Annotated in this window: 14 protein-coding genes; 3 read left to right on the top strand and 11 right to left on the bottom strand. The window is 71.3% G+C overall.

The window, feature by feature from the left end; translation table 11 throughout:
* Nucleotides 1-3: 3 nt before the first annotated feature.
* The 6 genes from serA to ACFYOB_RS31250 all read right to left on the bottom strand — a co-directional run bounded on the left by serA (nt 4) and on the right by ACFYOB_RS31250 (nt 9813).
* Nucleotides 4-1593 carry a phosphoglycerate dehydrogenase gene (gene serA, locus ACFYOB_RS31275; protein WP_388565518.1) on the bottom strand — a complete coding sequence of 530 codons (1590 nt, stop codon included), beginning with the start codon at nt 1591-1593 and terminating at the stop codon, nt 4-6.
* A 282-nt stretch (nt 1594-1875) separates the two neighbouring features.
* Entirely contained in the window at nt 1876-2877 is a 1002-nt protein-coding gene (gene ilvC, locus ACFYOB_RS31270) for a ketol-acid reductoisomerase (protein ID WP_388565515.1), read from the bottom strand.
* Nucleotides 2878-3057: 180 nt separating this feature from the next.
* On the bottom strand, nt 3058-3582 hold the full coding sequence (ilvN, locus tag ACFYOB_RS31265; RefSeq protein ID WP_267824446.1) for an acetolactate synthase small subunit: 525 nt from the start codon (nt 3580-3582) through the stop codon (nt 3058-3060).
* Nucleotides 3583-3613: 31 nt separating this feature from the next.
* Entirely contained in the window at nt 3614-5500 is a 1887-nt protein-coding gene (locus tag ACFYOB_RS31260; protein ID WP_388565511.1) for an acetolactate synthase large subunit, read from the bottom strand.
* A 204-nt stretch (nt 5501-5704) separates the two neighbouring features.
* A complete protein-coding gene (locus ACFYOB_RS31255; protein ID WP_388565509.1) occupies nt 5705-8584 on the bottom strand; it encodes a putative bifunctional diguanylate cyclase/phosphodiesterase in 2880 nt (959 codons plus the stop codon).
* Between the two features lie 272 nt (nt 8585-8856).
* Nucleotides 8857-9813, bottom strand: coding sequence for a 2-hydroxyacid dehydrogenase (locus tag ACFYOB_RS31250; protein WP_388565507.1), 957 nt, complete (start codon nt 9811-9813; stop codon nt 8857-8859).
* Nucleotides 9814-9910: 97 nt separating this feature from the next.
* Between ACFYOB_RS31250 and ACFYOB_RS31245 the strand changes: the two genes are divergently transcribed.
* The 3 genes from ACFYOB_RS31245 to ACFYOB_RS31235 all read left to right on the top strand — a co-directional run bounded on the left by ACFYOB_RS31245 (nt 9911) and on the right by ACFYOB_RS31235 (nt 12532).
* Entirely contained in the window at nt 9911-10918 is a 1008-nt protein-coding gene (locus tag ACFYOB_RS31245) for an aldo/keto reductase (RefSeq protein ID WP_388565504.1), read from the top strand.
* 123 nt (nt 10919-11041) lie between these two features.
* Entirely contained in the window at nt 11042-12280 is a 1239-nt protein-coding gene (locus ACFYOB_RS31240; RefSeq protein ID WP_388565502.1) for a PQQ-dependent sugar dehydrogenase, read from the top strand.
* 54 nt (nt 12281-12334) lie between these two features.
* Nucleotides 12335-12532 (top strand): DUF6191 domain-containing protein, encoded by a 198-nt coding sequence (locus tag ACFYOB_RS31235; RefSeq protein WP_388565595.1) that lies wholly within the window; start codon nt 12335-12337, stop codon nt 12530-12532.
* Here the strand turns inward: ACFYOB_RS31235 and ACFYOB_RS31230 are convergent.
* From ACFYOB_RS31230 to ACFYOB_RS31210, 5 genes are all read right to left on the bottom strand, one after another.
* On the bottom strand, nt 12477-15542 hold the full coding sequence (locus tag ACFYOB_RS31230; protein ID WP_388565500.1) for an AAA family ATPase: 3066 nt from the start codon (nt 15540-15542) through the stop codon (nt 12477-12479). The genes ACFYOB_RS31235 and ACFYOB_RS31230 overlap by 56 nt on opposite strands.
* A 77-nt stretch (nt 15543-15619) precedes the next feature.
* On the bottom strand, nt 15620-15787 hold the full coding sequence (locus tag ACFYOB_RS31225; RefSeq protein WP_388565497.1) for a hypothetical protein: 168 nt from the start codon (nt 15785-15787) through the stop codon (nt 15620-15622).
* 167 nt (nt 15788-15954) lie between these two features.
* Nucleotides 15955-16524: a hypothetical protein gene (locus ACFYOB_RS31220; protein WP_388565494.1), complete on the bottom strand. Its 570-nt coding sequence runs from the start codon at nt 16522-16524 to the stop codon at nt 15955-15957.
* Nucleotides 16525-16603: 79 nt separating this feature from the next.
* Nucleotides 16604-17158 carry a GNAT family N-acetyltransferase gene (locus tag ACFYOB_RS31215; RefSeq protein WP_388565492.1) on the bottom strand — a complete coding sequence of 185 codons (555 nt, stop codon included), beginning with the start codon at nt 17156-17158 and terminating at the stop codon, nt 16604-16606.
* Between the two features lie 21 nt (nt 17159-17179).
* On the bottom strand, nt 17180-19420 hold the full coding sequence (locus ACFYOB_RS31210) for an MMPL family transporter (RefSeq protein ID WP_388565490.1): 2241 nt from the start codon (nt 19418-19420) through the stop codon (nt 17180-17182).
* Nucleotides 19421-19490: the final 70 nt, after the last annotated feature.

The following is a 19490-nucleotide window of genomic DNA, read 5'->3' as shown; positions in this document are numbered from 1 at the left end:
CGGTCAGCCGAGGCTGACCGTGCGCGCCGAGACGGCGCCGATCTCGGCGGCGATGTCCGCGAGGACGTTCGCCGGGACCTCGGCGTCGACGGTGAGGACGGCGAGCGCCTCGCCGTGCTCCTCGGCGCGGGCGACCTGCATGCCCGCGATGTTCAGACCGCCCTCGCCGAGGACGCGGCCGACCGTGCCGACCACGCCGGGGCGGTCGGTGTAGCGCAGTACGACCATGTAGTCGGCGAGCGCCAGGTCCACGTCGTACTCGCCGACACCGACGATCTTCTGCAGGTGCTTCGGGCCCGCGAGCGTGCCGGAGACCGAGACCTCCTGGCCGTCCGCCAGGGTGCCGCGGACGGTCACCACGTTGCGGTGGTCCGGGGACTCGGAGCTGGTGGTCAGGCGGACCTCGACACCGCGCTCCTGCGCGAACAGCGGCGCGTTGACGTAGGAGACCGTCTCGTCGACGACGTCCTCGAAGACACCCTTGAGCGCGGAGAGTTCGAGCACCTTCACGTCGTGCTGGGTGATCTCGCCGCAGACCTCGACGTCGAGGCGGACCGCGACCTCGCCCGCGAGGGCGGTGAAGATGCGGCCGAGCTTCTCGGCGAGCGGCAGGCCCGGGCGTACGTCCTCGGCGATGACGCCGCCCTGGACGTTGACCGCGTCCGGAACGAGCTCACCGGCGAGGGCGAGGCGCACCGACTTGGCGACCGAGACGCCGGCCTTCTCCTGGGCCTCGTCCGTGGACGCGCCGAGGTGCGGGGTGCAGACGACCTGGTCGAGCTCGAAGAGCGGGGAGTCCGTGCAGGGCTCCTTCGCGTACACGTCGAGACCAGCGCCGGCGACGCGGCCTTCCTTGATGGCGGAGTACAGCGCGGCCTCGTCCACGATCCCGCCGCGGGCGGCGTTGACGATGCGGACGGACGGCTTCACCCTGCGCAGGGCCTCGTCCCCGATGAGACCGATGGTCTCGGGGGTCTTGGGCAGGTGCACGGTGATGAAGTCGGCGACCTCCAGGAGCTCGTCCAGCGTCAGCATCTTGACGCCCATCTGGGCGGCGCGCGCGGGCTGTACGTAGGGGTCGTACGCGACGACCTTCATGCCGAAGGCCGACATGCGCTGGGCGACCAGGACGCCGATGCGGCCCAGGCCGACGACGCCGAGGGTCTTCTCGCTGAGCTCGACACCCGTGTACTTGTTCCGCTTCCACTCACCGTTCTTCAGGGCGGTGTTGGCCTGCGGGATGTTGCGGGCGGTGGCGACGAGCAGGCCGCAGGCGAGCTCGGCCGCCGTCACGATGTTCGAGGTCGGGGCGTTGACGACCATCACGCCGGCCTTGGTGGCGGCGGAGACGTCGACGTTGTCCAGACCGACGCCGGCGCGGGCGACGACCCGCAGCTTCTTGGCGGCGGCGATGGCCTCGGCGTCGACCTTGGTCGCGGAGCGCACGAGGATCGCGTCGACGTCGACGATCGCGGGGAGCAGCTCGGCGCGGTCGGCGCCGTTGCAGTGCCGGATCTCGAAGTCCGGGCCGAGCGCCTCGACGGTGGCAGGCGACAGCTCTTCGGCGATGAGTACGACAGGTTTCGAGCTCACGTGGGTCCTCACAAGTCCAGTGCGGACGGCCGTCCCGACGGCCGCAGGCGGTGGAGGGGGTAGCCGCGTGGAAGACGCACGACACTGTGGGCCTGACGCGTATGTGTTGAGCAGTGTAGTGGCGCCGGCGGGCCGGATTTCCGCCTGTACGGAAGGATCACCCTTCCGTGGTTGGCCGGGTTGGACAAGGCGGGACCGCAGATGCCGCGTGTCCGGCCTTCCCGGCCGTCCGTGATGGGCGGTGGGGCCGGGACGCGCCGTCCCGGCCCCGCCGCCGCGAGATCAGCTCTCGTCGCTGTCGACCCAGCTCATCAGCTTGCGCAGCTTCTTGCCGGTGGTCTCCAGCAGGTGCTCCGAGTCGGCCTTCTTGTACTCGTTGTACTTCGGCAGACCGGCCTTGTACTCAGCCATCCAGGTGTTGGCGAACTCGCCGCTCTGGATCTCCGCGAGGACCTTCTTCATCTCGGCCTTGGTCGCGTCGGTGATGACGCGGGGGCCGGTGATGTAGTCGCCCCACTCGGCGGTCTCGGAGACCGACCAGCGCATCTTCTCCAGGCCGCCCTCGTACATGAGGTCCACGATGAGCTTCAGCTCGTGCAGGCACTCGAAGTACGCGATCTCCGGCTGGTAGCCGGCCTCGGTCAGGGTCTCGAAACCGGCCTTGACCAGGGCGGAGGCGCCACCACAGAGGACGGCCTGCTCACCGAACAGGTCGGTCTCGGTCTCCTCGGTGAAGGTGGTCTTGATGACGCCGGCACGGGTGCCGCCGATGCCGGCCGCGTACGAGAGCGCGAGGGCGAAGGCGTTGCCCGAGTGGTCCTGCTCGACGGCCGCGATGCACGGAACGCCGCGGCCCTCCTCGTACTGACGGCGGACCAGGTGACCCGGGCCCTTCGGGGCGACCAGGGCGACGTCCACGTTGGCCGGGGGCTTGATGAAGCCGTAGCGGACGTTGAAGCCGTGACCGAAGAACAGCGCGTCGCCGTCCTTGAGGTGGTCCTTGATGGACTCCTCGTAGATCTCGGCCTGCAGCGGGTCCGGGGTCAGGATCATGATGACGTTCGCCCACTCGGCGGCCTCGGCCACGGGGACGACCTTCAGGCCCTGCTCCTCGGCCTTGGCCTTGGACTTCGAGCCCTCCTTCAGGCCGACGACGACGTCGACGCCGGAGTCACGGAGCGACAGCGCGTGGGCGTGGCCCTGGCTGCCGTAACCGATGACCGCGACCTTGCGGCCCTGGATGATGGACAGGTCGGCGTCGTTCTCGTAGAACAGCTCGGCCACTGGGATATCTCCTTGGTGCGCTGGTGTTGCACCCACCGTACGGCGGGGAACGGAATCTGAGTCTGCCGGTCTCGCTATGCGAGCTTGAGCGTGTCCGACGTGTCTTGCGTGTCTGTTGCGTCCGACGTCGCGGGCGCGTCAGGCAGGCCCGGCGTGTCGGGCGCGGGGCCTGTCGGGCTGTCAGGCGCTGCGGTCGAGCGCCCGCAGGCTGCGGTCCGTGATGGACCGTCCGCCACGCCCTATGGCGATCGTGCCGGACTGCACGAGCTCCTTGATGCCGAAGGGCTCCAGCATCTTGAGCATCGCGCCGAGCTTGTCGGTGCCGCCGGTGGCCTCGATGGTGACGGCCTCCGGGGAGACGTCGACCGTCTTGGCGCGGAACAGCTGGACGATCTCGACGATCTGCGACCGGGTCTCGTTGTCGGCGCGGACCTTCACCAGGACGAGTTCGCGCTCGATCGCGTTGTGCGACTCCAGCTCGACGATCTTGAGGACGTTGACCAGCTTGTTGAGCTGCTTGGTCACCTGCTCCAGCGGGAGGTCCTCGACGTTCACGACGATGGTGATGCGGGAGATGTCGGGGTGCTCCGTGACACCGACCGCGAGGGAGTCGATGTTGAACCCGCGGCGGGAGAACAGTGCGGCGATCCGGGCGAGGATGCCGGGCGTGTTCTCGACCAGGACGGAGAGCGTGTGCTTGGACATGTGAGGCGTTCTCTCTCTCGGCTCTCTCGGCTCAGTCGTCTTCGTTGTCGCCGAAGTCGGGACGGACGCCCCGGGCTGCCATGACCTCGTCGTTGGAGGTGCCGGCGGCGACCATCGGCCACACCATGGCGTCCTCGTGGACGATGAAGTCGATGACCACGGTACGGTCGTTGATCGCGTTGGCCTCGGCGATGACCTTGTCGAGGTCGGCCGGGTCCTCGCAGCGCAGGGCGACGCAGCCCATGGCCTCGGACAGCTTGACGAAGTCCGGCACGCGGGTGCCCTTGCGGGGGGCGATCGACTCGCCCATCTGGGAGCCGACCGCGTCGAAGCCGGTCTCGTCGGCGTGCAGAACGGTGCTGGAGTACCGCTGGTTGTAGAACAGGGTCTGCCACTGGCGGACCATGCCCAGCGCACCGTTGTTGATGATCGCGACCTTGATCGGGATGTTGTTCAGTGCGCAGGTGACCAGTTCCTGATTGGTCATCTGGAAGCAGCCGTCGCCGTCGATCGCCCAGACCGTGCGCTCGGGCATGCCGACCTTGGCACCCATCGCGGCCGGGACCGCGTAGCCCATGGTTCCGGCGCCGCCGGAGTTCAGCCAGGTGCGGGGCTCCTCGTACTTGACGAAGTGCGAGGCCCACATCTGATGCTGGCCGACGCCGGCCGCGAAGATCGTGCTCTTCGGCGCGAGCGCACCGATCCGCTCGATGACCTGCTGGGGCGAGAGGCTGCCGTCCGCGGGCAGGTCGTAGCCCAGCGGGTAGGTCTCGCGCCAGCGGTTGAGGTCGTTCCACCAGGCGGTGTAGTCGCCGGCGTTGCCCTCGGTGTGCTCGGCCTGGACGGCCTGGATCAGGTCGGCGATGACCTCGCGGGCGTCGCCGACGATCGGGACGTCGACCTCGCGGTTCTTGCCGATCTCGGCCGGGTCGATGTCCGCGTGGATGATCTTGGCGAAGGGTGCGAAGCTGTCCAGCTTGCCGGTGACGCGGTCGTCGAAGCGGGTACCGAGGGCGATCAGCAGGTCCGACTTCTGCAGCGCGGTGACGCCGGTGACCGAGCCGTGCATGCCCGGCATGCCGACGTGCAACGGGTGGCTGTCGGGGAAGGAGCCGAGCGCCATCAGGGTGGTCGCGACCGGGACGCCGGTCAGCTCGGCGAGGACCTTCAGCTCGGCGGTCGCGCCGGACTTCATGACGCCGCCGCCGACGTACAGCACCGGGCGCTTGGCCTGGCAGATGAGCTTGGCGGCCTCGCGGATCTGCTTGGCGTGCGGCTTGGTGACCGGCCGGTAACCGGGGAGGTCCTGGGAGGGCGGCCACGAGAAGGTGGTCTGCGCCTGCAGGGCGTCCTTGGCGATGTCGACCAGGACCGGGCCGGGGCGGCCGGTGGAGGCGATGTGGAAGGCCTCGGCGATCGTCCGCGGGATGTCCTCGGCCTTGGTGACCAGGAAGTTGTGCTTGGTGATCGGCATCGTGATGCCGACGATGTCCGCCTCCTGGAAGGCATCGGTGCCGATCGCCTTGGAGGAGACCTGGCCGGTGATCGCGACGAGCGGCACGGAGTCCATGTGCGCGTCGGCGATCGGGGTGACCAGGTTCGTGGCGCCAGGCCCGGACGTGGCCATGCAGACGCCGACCTTGCCGGTGGCCTGCGCGTAGCCGGTGGCGGCGTGGCCGGCCCCCTGCTCGTGGCGGACCAGGATGTGACGGACCTTCTTGGAGTCCATCATCGGGTCGTACGCGGGGAGGATGGCACCTCCCGGAATCCCGAAGACCGTTTCGCACCCCACCTCTTCGAGAGAGCGGATGAGGGACTGCGCGCCCGTGACGTGCTCAACTGCGGCGGACTGCTGTCCGCCGGAACGGGGCCGCGGCTGCGGATGGTGGGCCCCGGTGGCCTGCTCGGTCATCGGCATTCTCTTCTCGAAGCTGAGGGTTTTACGCGGATTCGACTCTGTGCCAGTGCAACAAAAAACCCCTCGTGCCGGGAGGCAAGCGAGGGGAGCGCGTCGGGTGTGTTGAGCGGGAACATGCTGGTCCCGGCTTCAGCCGACGCGCTTTCCAAGTACGAGAATTCGGGTGCGCATGGCATTGACCCTCCCTCTGGCGGGAGGGTGATGTCAAGTAGGTGGGACGGGCGTCTCATTATGTGAGCCCCTATGGATGGCCATCGATCCCCCCGGCGAACCACCGGCCAGGGCGGGCTGCACCGCCCCACCCGGTACTGGGAAACTACCGCGCACGAGCGCGCGCCGCAGCCTGTATTCGTCGAGTGGCCCGGAGAAGGCCATCCCCTGGCCGTGGGTGCACCCCATGGCGCGCAGCGCCATGACCTGTTCGGGCAGGTCCACCCCGTCGGCCACCGATTGCATGCCCAGGTCGTTTGCGATCCGCAACAGACCTGCGGTGATCTTGTGGAGGCGCGAGGACTCGACCACGCCCTCCACCAGCCCGCGGTCCAGCTTCAGCATGTCCACCGGAAGGCGGCGCAGGGCACTGATCGCCGCGTAGCCGCTCCCGAAGCCGTCCAGCGCGATTCCCACCCCGAGTCGGTTCAGGGCCGTCAGGCGGCGCTCCAGGTCGTCGAAGGGCACTCTGGGATCGGAAACGGCCAGCTCCAGGACCAGAGCCCCCGAGGGCAGTCCGTGCCTGGCCAGCAGGGCCTCCACGGAGCCCAGCGGCATGGCCCGGTCGAGGAGCCGCTGGGCGGTCATCCGGATGGCCACGGGGACGCCGTGCCCGGCCCGGTGGCGGTCGGCGGCCTGCTCCACGGCCTGCTCCAGCAGCCAGCGCCCCAGCTCGGCGGTCCGCGAGGCGTCCTTGCCGGCCGGGGCCGCGGACCCCTCGCTGTACTCCGCCACACGGAGGAACTCCGCCGGGGTGAAGAGGATGCCCTGGGTCGAACGCCAGCGGGCCTGTGCGACCACGGCGGAGACCTCGCCGGTGGCCAGTGAGACGACGGGCTGGTGCAGCAGCGCGAACTCGCCCTCGTGCAGTGCGGTCCGCAGCCGGCCCGCCAGCTCGGCCTTGCGGACGACCTCGGCCTGCATCTGCGGGGCGTACATCTCGACGCGGTCCTTGCCGCCCGCCTTGGCCCGGTACATCGCGAGATCCGCGTTGCGCATCAGGTCCGAAGGGGTGATTCCGGGGTCGGCGAAGGCCACGCCGATGCTGGCGGCGACCCGTACCTCGCTGCCGCCGATCCGGTACGGCTGGGAGAGGGTGGTGCGCAGCCGGTCGGCGATCTCGCGCGCCTGGTATTCGCGGGCGCTGCGGTCCCGGCTGCCGTCGCCGAGGATCAGCGCGGCGAACTCGTCGCCGCCGAGGCGGGCCGCGGTGTCCCCGGCCCGGACCGAGTCCTGGAGTCTGTGCGCGGCCTCGATGAGCAGCTCGTCGCCGGCCTGGTGGCCGATGGTGTCGTTGACCGCCTTGAAGCCGTCGAGGTCGATGAAGAGCACGGCGGTGCTGTGGTCGCCCGCGCGCCGGCCGGTGAGGGCCTGGCGGACCCGTCGGGTGAACAGGGCGCGGTTGGGCAGGTCGGTCAGCGGATCGTGCTCGGCGCTGTGCTGGAGCTGGGCCTGGAGGCGGACCCGCTCGGTGACGTCCCGGCTGTTGAGGATGAGGCCGCCCTGGTGCCGGTTGACGGTGGACTCCACGTTGAGCCATTCGCCGTCGCCCGACTTGAACCGGCATTCGATACGGGTGGTGGGCTCCTCGGCCGGCGGCGCGGCGAGGAAGCGGCGCACCTCGTGGACCACCTTGCCGAGGTCGTCGGGGTGGATCAGGGTGGCGAGCTCGGTGCCGACCAGCTCCTCCGCCTCGCGGCCGTAGACCCCGGCGGCGGCGGGGCTCACGTAGTGCAGGGTCCCGGTGGGCGCGGCGATCATGATGACGTCGCTGGAACCCTGGACCAGGGAGCGGAAGTGGTTCTCCTTCTGGGCCAGTTCCTGGGTCAGCGCGATGTTGTCGAGGAGCATGATGCCCTGGCGGATGACGAGGGCGAGGACGACCGTGCAGCCGGTGAAGATCACGATCCGGTCGACCTTCCGGCCGTCCACGACGTTGTAGAGGATGCCCAGGGTGCACACGGCGGCCGCGAGGTACGGGGTGAGGGCGGGCAGCGAGCCGGTGATGGGGCGGCTGTGCGGGCGCTCCGCGCGCGGGTGGCCGACGGGCTCCGGTCCCGGGTGGAGGCGCCGGGCGCCCCAGGGCGCGTACGCGAGGAGCAGGGAGCCCGCGAACCAGCCCGCGTCGAGCAGCTGTCCGGACTGGTACTCCGCGCTCAGCAGCGGTGAGGTGAACAGGGCGTCGCTGAGCACGGTGAGTGCGAGCGCGGCGATGGCGGTGTTGACCGCGGAGCGGTTGGTCTCGGACCGCCGGAAGTGCAGGACCAGGACCATCGAGACGAGCGCGATGTCCAGGAGCGGGTAGGCCAGGGAGAGCGCGGCGCGCGGCACGCTGCCGGGGGCGCCGGACTGGGCGGTCCGCGCCGCGTGGGCCAGGGCCAGGCTCCAGGAGAGGGTGAGCAGGGAGCCGCCGATGAGCCAGGAGTCGAGCCCGAGGCACACCCAGCCGGCGCGGGTGACCGGGCGTTTGGCGAGGACGAGGAGGCCCACGATGGCCGGAGGGGCGAAGCAGAGGAAGGCGAAGTCGGCGAGCGAAGGCTTCGGTACGTCCTGGCCGAGGACCACCTCGTACCAGCCCCAGACCGCGTTGCCGCCGGCACCCATGAGGGAGGAGAAGGCGAAGAGCAGCCAGGCCGGCCGTTCACGGTTGTCGATCGCCCGCGCGTAGGAGTAGCAGGAGACCGCCGCGAGTAATCCGGCGGCGCTGAGCCCGAAGTCACCCATGATCTCGGCGACTTCCTCCGACCCCCAGTTGAGGGCGGCGCCGACGGCGTACCCGCCGCTGACCACTGCGAGGAGCAGCTGCATGGCCAGGCCCTTGCCTCCGCCCGAAAGGGACGGGCGGTTCAGGAGCGCCGCCCCCTGGGCACTCACCGGTCCCCCTCGCGAGCTGCTTCCGACGCACCCCATCGTCGCCTCCGGCGGCTGTGCCGTGTCGGATCCTTCGTCCATTGGCCGTACATCGCCCGTCGCCCCCCAAAGTGTCCGATCACTCCCCAGCGCCTGACGTTCGTGGCGCAGCCCCTTCTTCCGGACGATACACCACTTTCGTCACTCAGGGACATACCTTCTCTACGCTCCGTTACCATCAAGGGAGTTGGGCCTGCTGAGCGCATTCGGGCGACTGCGGAGCGTACTCGCGCGCGTCACTCGGTGATCAGCACCGTGTGTTCCACGGGCTCCCCGGCCGCGAACCGGGTCAGCTGGCGCGCCACCATGCGCTTGGCCCGCGGCTCGAAGGCCGAGCTGCTGCCGCCCACATGGGGCGTGATCAGGACATTCGGAGCATGCCAGAGGGGGTGGCCCGCGGGCAGCGGTTCCGGGTCGGTGACGTCCAGCGCCGCCCGCAGCCGGCCCGACTCCACCTCCGCCAGCAGGGACTTGGTGTCGACGACGGGGCCGCGCGCGACGTTCACGAGCAGGGCGCCGTCCTTCATGCGGCTCAGGAACTCGGCTCCGGCCAGGCCACGGGTGGATTCGGTCAGCGGCACGGTGAGGATCACCACGTCGGCCCGCGGCAGGAGTTCGGGCAGTTCGGCCAGGGCGTGGACGGGGCCGCGCGGCGCGGTGCGTGCCGAGCGCGCGACGCGGGCGACCGGCCCGCACTCGAAGGGCACGAGCCGGTCCTCGACGGCCGAGCCGATCGCTCCGTAACCGACGATCAGGACGGCCTTGTCGGCGAGGGCGTCGTAGAAGCCGGAGCTCCACTCCTCGCGGTCCTGGCTCCGGACCATGCCGGGGATGCCCCGCAGGGAGGTGAGGGCGAGGGTGAGGGCGAGTTCGGCGGTACTGGCCGTGTGGACCCCGGCGGCGTTGCACAGCCGTACGCCGGGAGGCAGGCCGCCGAGGCCCCCCGGCTCCCCGACGAGATCGTCGATGCCGGCGGTCAGGGTCTGGACGACCTGGACGGCGGACATCGAGGCCAGCGGGCGCACGGTGACCGCTGGGGACTTCATGTACGGGGCCACGTAGAACACGCAGTCGGCCGGATCGGCGGGAAAGTCGTCCTCGCCGTCCCACACGCGGTATCGGAAGGAGTCGGGCAGGCCCTCGATCTCCGCGGCGGGGAAGGGGAGCCAGACGTCCCAGGTCTTTGCAGTCATGATCACGAGGCTATGCCAAGCCATCGCGATCAAGCCGTTAGTTTGATTGCGGGACCGGGAGCGGCGGGACCGGGAACGGCGGGAGGGGGACGCACGGGTGGAGCGCAGGTCGATCGGGGCGGGAGCACTGGCGGTGGGCGCGGTCGGACTCGGCTGCATGCCGATGAGCTGGGCGTACGCACCTTCGCGGCGGCGGGGGCAGGAGTCGGTGGCGACGGTGCACACGGCGCTGGACCTGGGGTCGAACCTGCTGGACACCGCCGATGTGTACGGACCGTTCACCAATGAGCTGCTGCTGGGGCGGGTGCTGCGGGAGCGGCGTTCCGAGGCGTTCGTCTCGGCCAAGGTCGGGCTGCGGGCGGGGGACCAGCACGTGGTGGCCGACGGCCGGCCCGGCTATCTGCGGCGGGCCTGCGACGCCTCGCTGCGGCGGCTGCGGACCGATGTCATAGACCTCTACCAGCTGCACCGGGTGGATCCGGAGGTGCCGGTCGAGGAGACCTGGGGTGCGATGGCGGAGCTGGTGGGCGCGGGGAAGGTGCGGGCGCTCGGGTTCTGCGCGCTGGGGGCGGGCGCCGGGCCGGGGGCCGGGCGGCGCGGGGACCGGGCGTACGCGACGACCGTGCGGCACCTGGAGCGGGCGCAGCAGGTGTTCCCGGTGAGCGCGGTGCAGGCGGAGCTTTCGGTGTGGTCGCCGGAGGCGGCGTGGCAGCTCCTGCCGTGGTGCGCGGCGCGCGGGGTGGGTTTCCTGGCGGCCATGCCGCTGGGCAGCGGGTTCCTGACGGGGACGCTCACCCCGGGCGAGGGTTTCGAGTCGGCGGACGTGCGGGCCCGGCATCCGCGGTTCACGGCGCACGCGATGGCGTCGAACCAGGGTCTGGTGGCGGGGCTGCGGCGGGTGGCGGGGCGGCACGGGCCCGAGGTCACGGTCGCGCAGGTGGCGCTGGCGTGGGTGCTGGCGCAGGGGCCGCAGGTGGTGCCGGTGCCGGGGGCCGGCCGGGCGCGGTGGGCGGCGGAGAACGCGCGGGCCGCGGAGGTGCGGCTCACGGCCGGGGACCTCGCGGAGATCGCGTCCCTCCCGGTCGCGGTGGGAGCCTGGGACTGAGGGGGACGGGGCCCCGCCCACAACCACTCGATCGAGTGTACGAGTGGTGGAACTTCGGGAACCTCTGCGGCTGTTGAGACGGGTGAAGGGGCAGGATCGGAGCACCGGGAAGGGAGCAGGGCGATGCGACACGGAAGTTCTCGCGGGCGGCAGGCGGGGTTCGACGGCCCGGGCGCTCGGCGTCAGGGTGTGCTGGCGGCGGTCGCGCTGGCGGGGTGCGGCGCACTGCTGGTCACGGGATGCTCGCCGGCGGGCGGGCCCGGTTCGGCGGCGGGCAGCTCTCCACCGGGCACGGCCGCGGCCGGCCCCGGATCACCCGGCCCGTCGGGGAGCCCGTCCGCCTCTCCGCAGGTCTCCGCCCCGCCGGCCAAGGGATCGGTGACGGTGACCGGCGAGGTCGCCAAGGGCTTGGAGTCCCCGTGGGGCGTGGCCCCCCTGCCCGGCGGGGATCTGCTGGTCGCCTCGCGGGACAAGGGGACGATCAGCAGGGTCGCGGCGGACACGGGCGCGGTGACGCAGATCGGCAAGGTGCCGGGGGTGGCCCCGGGCGGGGAGGGCGGGCTGCTGGGTCTCGCCCTGTCGCCGTCCTTCGCCTCGGACCGGCTGGTGTACGCGTACTTCACGACGGAGTCCGACAACCGCATCGCCCGGATGCGTTATGACGAGCAGAGACCGGCGGGGCAGCAACTGGGCGCCCCTGACACGGTGTTCCGGGGTATTCCCAAGGGCCTCGTCCACAACGGCGGCCGGATCGCCTTCGGCCCGGACAAGATGCTCTACGCGGGAACGGGCGAGACCGGTGACAAGGGCCTCGCGCAGGACAGGAAATCGCTGGGCGGCAAGATCCTGCGGATGACCCCGGACGGGGATCCGGTGCACGGCAATCCCGAAGCCGATTCGGTCGTCTACTCCTACGGGCACCGCAATGTGCAGGGCCTCGCGTGGGACAAGGACAAACGGCTGTGGGCGGCCGAGTTCGGCCAGAACACCTGGGACGAGCTGAATCTGATCGAGCCCGGCGCCAACTACGGCTGGCCGGAGGCCGAGGGGAAGGCGGGCAGACCGGGGATGCGGGATCCGGTGGCCGTGTGGAAGACCGACGAGGCCTCGCCGAGCGGGATCGCCTGGGCCGAGGGGTCGGTGTGGATGGCCGGGCTGAAGGGCAGCCGGCTGTGGCGGATCCCGCTGGCCGGGGCGGAACTCGCGGCGGAGCCCGAAGCGTTCCTGGAGGGGAAGTACGGGCGGCTGCGTACGGTGCTGGCGCTCGGCGGGGACAGATTGCTGCTGGTCACGAGCGAGACGGATGGGCGCGGGTCGCCGGAAGCGGGCGACGACAGGATCTTGACACTGACAGTGCGATAGCCGGCCCGGACAGGGCCTTGGCCCCCGTGGGGGACGGAAGGCACGGTGGACGCGGTGTTCAACATGATCGAGGAGCTTTTCAACCCGGGACGCAAACACACGGACGACGAGAAGAAGCGGCTGGAGCTGTCCCGGGCCGACGTCAATGACGGGGACCCGGGACGGGGACCGATAGACCTGGAATCCGGCCACGTGCTCATACGCCTCGACGAGCGGCCTCCGGCCGGGGAGCGGCCGGCCCGGTCGGTGTGAAGAGGCGCAGCCGGTGGGCGAGGGCGGCCGCCTCGCCGCGGCCGGCGACGCCCAGCTTCGCCAGGATGTTCGAGACGTGCACGCTCGCCGTCTTCGGGGAGATGAACAGCTCTTCGGCGATCTTGCGGTTGGTGCTGCCGGCCGCGACCAGGCGCAGTACCTCGCGCTCGCGGCTGGTCAGGCCCAGCTCCTCCACGGGGTCGGCCTGCGGTACGGGCGGGGCCTGGGGTGTGTCCGCGGTGGACAGCGGGAGCCGGGCGCGCTGTGCGAGCAGGGCCAGGTCCTCACGCAGCCGGCGTGAGCCGAGGCGGTCGGCGGTGGCGTGGGCCTCGCGCAGCAGCGTGGCGGCCCGCTCTCGGTCGGCGCCGGCGGCCAGCAGGGCCTCCGCGAGCCGGTGGCGAGCCCGGGCCAGCAGGTACGGGCGCTCCAGCGGGCGGACGGCCTCCTCCACGGCGCTCCAGTCGTCCACGGTGTCCCTGGCCTCGGCCCGCAGCAGTTCGGCCCGGAGGTACTCGGCGTGGGCGCACCACACCGGGGCCGGGGCGGGCAGGCTGCGGGCGGCTTTGCGCAGCACGTCCAGGGCGGATTCCCGGTCGACGTCGGCGGCCGGGAATCCCCGGGAGTCCGCCTCCGCGGTGGCGGAGGCGAGCAGCAGCGGCCAGCCGTAGCGGTGCTGCCCGAGCGGGAATCCATAGGCGACGGCGGCGGCCGTCTCGGCGCGGACGTCGGCGATCCGGCTCTCCCCCGCGGCGACACCGATCGCGAGACGGTACAGCGGTATCCGGTGCTGGGGCTGGATGGCGTGGGTGCCGAAGTGGGCCTGGGCGGCGGTGAGCTGCTGGGCGGCCTCGGTCAATTCGCCGCGGGCCAGTGCCAGATGGGCGAGCTGCGCGGCGGCGGCGCCGCGTGGGGCCGCGCTCTGCCCGACGAGCAGGGTGCGCCGGGCCGCCTCGGCGGCCTCGTCCCAGCGGCCGAGGCTGTAGAGGCTCTCCGCCATGTTGCCGCTGACCCAGGCTTCGGAGTCCAGCAGTCGGGACTTGCGGACCAGTTCAGCGCCTAGTTCAGCCAGTTCCACGGCTTCGCGGGACCGGCCCAGACCTTCCAACTGAGAGCTGAGGTTGATATGTGCACGACCCGCGAGCATGGCGAGGCCGAGTTCCGTGGCCCGTTCCCTGACCGAGTGCATTTCGGCGAGGCCGGCTTCGGGGTCGCCGGCGTCGGTGATCAGGCTGCCGACGGTGATCCGGGCATTGAGCTCGATGTCTTCGGCGCCGACCATCCGCGCGTATTCGACGGCGCGTTCGGCGGCGTCGATGTTGCCGGGGCCGGGGTCGTGGAGCATGCCCCAACCCGCGGCCCGGACCAGGACCTCGGCGTGCACCTGGGACGGGGGCAGCCCCTGTACGAGCTCCTGGGCCTTGGCGATCTCGTCCCAGCCGTCGCCCCGGCCGAGGCTCGCGACCAGCCGGGAGCGTTCGGTCCAGAACCAGGCGGCCCGCAGCGGGTCGTGGCCGTCGTCCAGCATGCGCACGGCCGTCTTGCAGAACTTCAGGGCGCGTTCCCGCTCCCCGCCGTAGCGGGCCGCGACGGTCGCCTCGGCCAGCAGGTCGAGCCTCTGCAGCGGGGTGGTGGCCGGGTCGCAGCCGCACGGAGGGTACACATCGGTGTAGTCCGCCGGGCGAAGCGCCTCGCGGACGTCCTCCGGGGCGCTCTCCCACAGGTCCATCGCCCGTTCCAGCAGGCGCAGTTGCTCGGAGTAGGCGTGCCGGCGGCGCGCGGCCACGGAGGCGGCGAGCACGGCGGGCAGCGCCTTGGACGGATCGTTTGCGTGGTACCAGTAGCTGGCGAGCCGGATGACCCGTTCCTCGGCGCGGATCAGGGACTCGTCGGCCTCCAGGGCCTCGGCGTAGCGGCGGTTGACGCGGGAGCGCTCGCCGGGCAGCAGGTCGTCGCTCACGGCCTCGCGCACCAGCGAGTGGCGGAAGCGGTAACCGTCCCCGTCGGCGGTGGCGAGCAGGATGTTGGCGCCGACGGCGGCCCGCAGAGCCTCGATGAGCTCGTCCTCGCTGAGCCCGGCGACGGCGCGCAGGAGCGGGTACTCGACGGTGGAGCCGCCCTCGGCGACCATGCGCACGACACCCTGGGCCCGTTCGGGGAGGACCTCGACACGTACGAGGAGCAGATCGCGCAGGGATTCGGTGAGTCCGGCACGGCAGCCGCTCGCCCGGGAGGCGACGAGTTCCTCGACGAAGAAGGCGTTGCCGTCGGAGCGGTCGAAGACGGAGTCCACGAAGTCCTCGTCGGGCTGCGAGGCGAGGATGCCGGCGAGCTGGCGGCGCACCTCGGCCCGGTTGAAGCGGGGCAGCTCGATGCGCCGGACCGTGCGGAGCCGGTCCAGTTCGGCGAGGAGGGGCCGCAGCGGGTGGCGGCGGTGGACGTCGTCCGCGCGGTAGGTGGCGACGACGACGAGCCGGCCGCTGGACAGGGTGCGGAAGAGGTAGGAGAGCAGGTGGCGTGTGGAGGTGTCCGCCCAGTGCAGGTCCTCCAGGACGAGGACGACGGTGCGGTCGGCGGCGAGCCGCTCCAGCATCCGGGCCGTCAGTTCGAAGAGCCGGGCGGTGCTCTCCTCGTCGTGCGGGCCGCGCGGGGTGTCGCCGAGTTCGGGCAGGATGCGGGCGAGTTCGTCCTCCTGGCCCGCGGCTGCGGCGGCGAGCTCCTCGGGGAGCTGCCGGTGCAGGGTGCGCAGGGCCGTCGAGAACGGGGCGAAGGGAAGCCCCTCCGCCCCGATCTCCATACAGCCTCCGACGGCGACCACGGCGCCGCGGCGGGCCGCTTCGCCGAGGAACTCCTCGGTGAGGCGGGTCTTACCGACCCCGGCCTCTCCCCCGATGAGCATCGCCTGCGGCTCACGGCCGGCGGCACGGGTCAACGCGTCGGTGAGTACGGCCAGTTCGTCGGCGCGGCCGACGAACACCGGGCTGACAGATCTGGTCTCCACGTCGCCGAGCATCGCACAGACGTCCCTGGCAGCGGCACTCGTTATCCCTGCGCTTCTCATCACGCGTCAGTTCACGCGGCCGGCGTGGGTTACGCGGTGCGGGCGAAGCGGCTCCGGTGTTCCCTCACCACCCTTTCGGGTTCCTGGCTTCGTGAGGAGGCGCGGCGCGCCTTCTCGGCCTCCCGCACCAGGCGGAACGCGTCGGCCTCGCGGATGAGGTCGGCGTTGCGGGCGGCTGCGATCTCGTACTCGAACATCTCGTACTCCCTGGTCGCGTTTCTCGGGCACCTCGTTCGGTGTGATCCAAGATTCGCGTCCCAGGGGGTACCGGCACATCGGTCGCATGCCGCATCTGCCGGGGCCAGAGGGCCTTAGTCCGGGGCGGAGGGTTCGCGGGCCGGGCCGAGAAGGCCTAAGGCGGTGCCTAGCCGGCTGCCTTCGGGATGGTGAGGAGGAGGTCGAAGTACATGAGGACGAAGAGCAGGATGCCGAGGGCGCCCAGCGCGATGGCCGCCCAGGAGACGGACCGCACCCAGGCGGGGAGGGTGCGCTCGGGGGTGCCGAAGGCGGGCAGGGCCAGCACGAAGACGGCGATGATCAGGGCGAGGGTGGCGAAGATGCCGTTGACCAGGGCGGTGGAGTGCCACGGGCCGATGAACTGGGCGGCGATCTGCGCGTTGGCGTCGGCGGCCTGGGTCAGCTCCAGGCGGCCGGTGATGCTCTTGCGCTCGGACACGATGCCGGCGACCCAGCTGCCGCTGAGCGCGACGACGGAGAGACCTGCGGCGACGATCGCGGAGGCCGCGGCTCCGACGTGGCTCGGCTGCTCGTCCCCGGCCACGTCCTCGGCGAACGTGTCGTCGTCCAGGTCCGCGTCGGTGAGTACGGCGTCGGCCTCGGCCTCGGCGGGCTGGGGGATCTCGGCCTTCTCGAGGTCGGCGGGGGTGGCGTCCGCCTCGGAGGCGTTCGGGGCGGGGGTCTTCGTGGTGTCCATGCGGGGCACCGTAAGCGGCGAGTCTGAGAGGTTCATGAGAATTACGGCGGGCCCCGCGGCCGCGGGGCCCGGTCCGGGCTCAGGCGGGACGGGCCGCGGCCCACTCGTGGGCGAGGACCGCCCAGGTCTCGGTGCTCTGGCGCACGCCCCGGTGCAGGTGGTTCTCGCGCATCACGCCCTCGCGGGTCAGGCCGAGGCGCTCGGCGACCGCGATGCTCTTCTTGTTCCCGGTGGCGACGTGCCACTCCACGCGGTGCATGCCGCGCCCGTTGAAGGCCCAGTCGATGAGCACCCGGCAGGCGGCCGTGACCAGGCCGCGTCCGGCGGCGGCGGGCTCCAGCCAGCAGCCGACCTCGCAGTTGCCGCCGGCGGCGTCGAAGACCGGGTAGAGGACGCCGCCGACGAGCGTGCCCTCGACCCAGATGCCGAAGAAGCGGGTGCCGTCGTTCGCGGCCTTCTCGGCGTTCGAACGGAGCAGCTCGCGCGCCGAGTCCAGGTCGGTGGCACGGTCGGGGAAGCCGACGTACTGGCCGATGAACTCGCGCCCACGGTCCATGTGGGCGAGGAATTCCTCGGCGTGCCACACCTCCAGCGGCCTCAGCTGGGCGTCTTCGGCCAGGTCTATCGCGAACATGCGGGGAGTCCTTACGGCTGGTCAGCGGGACACGGGTACGGAGTCAGCCGGCTCCGCGCTGTCATCGCTCGGCCGCTGTGCCGGAAGTTTCGCATGGGGGAGGCGTTCCGGGGGCTCGATGCTGATCCGGGGCAGCCGCCGGTCGAGCCAGGCGGGCAGCCACCAGTTGGCGCCGCCGAGCATGTGCATCAGGGCCGGGACGAGGAGGGTGCGCAGCACGAAGGCGTCGAGGGCCACGGCCGCGGCGAGGGCGATGCCGAACATCGCGATGATCCGGTCGCCGCTGAGGACGAAGGCCAGGAAGACGGAGATCATGATGACGGCGGCCGAGTTGATGACCCGGCTGGTCTCGGTGAGGCCCACGCGGACGGCCCGCTTGTTGTCACCGGTCTCCAGCCATTCCTCGTACATCCGGCTGACGAGGAAGACCTGGTAGTCCATCGACAGTCCGAACAGCACGGACACCATGATCACGGGCAGGAAGGGTTCGATCGGCCCGGCGCTGCCCAGGCCGAGCAGCTCGCTGCCCCAGCCCCATTGGAAGACCGCCACGACGACTCCGAAGGAGGAGGCGACGGCGGCGATATTCATGACCGCCGCCTTGAGCGGGATGCCGATGGACCGGAAGGCCAGCAGCAGGAGCACGCAGCCGAGGGTGATGACCACTCCGACGAAGAGCGGCAGTTTCCCGATGATGACCCCGGCGAAGTCGTCGTAGCCGGCCGTCACGCCACCGACGTGGACCTCCATGGAGTTGCCGTGCCCGGCGCGCGGGATGACGTCCTCGCGGAGTCTGTCGACGAGGTCGCTCGTGGCCCGGGACTGGGGGGCGGAGTCCGGTACGACAGTGAGGACGGCGGTGTCCCCGCTGCGGTTGAGGACGGCCGGGCCGGTGGAGGCGACGCCCTCGGTCGTACGGAGCGCCTCGGCCAGGCGGTCGACGGCGAGGCGGTCGCCGGCGCCGTCCAGGCGGGCGACCACGGCGAGGGGGCCGTTCGTGCCGGGCCCGAAACCTTCGGCCAGCAGGTCGTAGGCCTGCCGGGTGGTGGAGCCGGCCGGGTTGTTGCCCTGGTCGGATGTGCCGAGGTGGAGGAAGAGGGTGGGCAGTGCCAGCACCAGCATGACCGCGGTGGCGACGGTCCCGAGCAGTTTGGGGTGCCGTTCCACGAAGGCGGACCAGCGGGCGGCGAAGCCGGTGGTGTGTTCGGGCCTCGGGCCGTCGGCGGCGAGTCTGCGGCGCTCGCGGCGCGAGAGGGCGCGCGTGCCGATGTACGAGAGGAGGGCGGGCAGCAGCGTGACCGAGGCGGCGACCGTGAGGACCACCGTCACGGAGGCGGCTATCGCGACGCCGTTCAGGAAGTTGAGCCGCAGCACCAGCATGCCGAGCAGTGCGATGCAGACGGTGGCTCCGGCGAAGACGACGGCCCGGCCGGTGGTGGCGACGGCGTTCTCGGCCGCCTCCTCGACGGGGAGTCCGCGCGCGAGGCCCTTGCGGTGCCGGGTGACGATGAACAGCGCGTAGTCGATGCCGACGCCGAGGCCGACGAGGGTGCCGAGCATCGGCGCGAAGTCGGCGACCGGCATCGCGTGGCCGAGCAGGGTGATGCCGAAATAGGCGGTGCCCACGCTGACCAGGGCGGTCGCGATGGGCAGCAGGCTCGCGGCGAGCGAGCCGAAGGCGAGGAAGAGGACCAGCGCCGCGACGGCGACACCGATGACTTCGGCGAGGTGCGCGGTGGGCGCCTCGGTCAGCCCGACGGCGCGTCCGCCGAGTTCGACCTGGAGGCCGTCGGCCTCGGTGGCCGGGTTCTTCGCCGCGTCGACGACCGCCTGGGCCTGGGCCTTGGGTACGGCGTCGGCCGGCCGCTCGAAGGTCACCACGGCGTAGGCGGTGCGCCCGTCGGGGCTGATCTGGGCGGCGCTGTCTTGGCCCGGGCCGTAGGGGCCGGCGACCGATCCGACGCCGGGGAGCGCGGCCACGGCGTCGAGTGCCCGGGTCATGCGCTGCTGGACGTCCGGGGTGCGGGCGCTCTGATGCTCCGGGGCGCGCCACACGATGGTGTCGGTGTCTCCGCCCTGGCCGTGGAAGCCCTCCCGCAGGAGGTCACCCGCCCTGCCGGACTCGGTGCCGGGGACCTCGTAGTCGTTGGAGAACGCCGACCCGGCGGTCACCGCGGCCGCCGCGGTCCCCCCGAGGGTGAGCAGCCAGATCATGACGGCGAGGAGTCGGTGCCGCATGCACCATCGCGCGAGTGCTGCCAACGGAAACGTGCTCCCTGGTGGTTCGGATCTTTACCGGGAGACAGCCCGTCGCAAAGAACGCTTGAACTCG

Source organism: Streptomyces sp. NPDC006463 (genome assembly GCF_042870715.1).
GTDB lineage: Bacteria > Actinomycetota > Actinomycetes > Streptomycetales > Streptomycetaceae > Streptomyces.
Note: the sequence above shows the minus strand (reverse complement) of the source record. Positions and strands in the feature narration are given on the sequence as shown.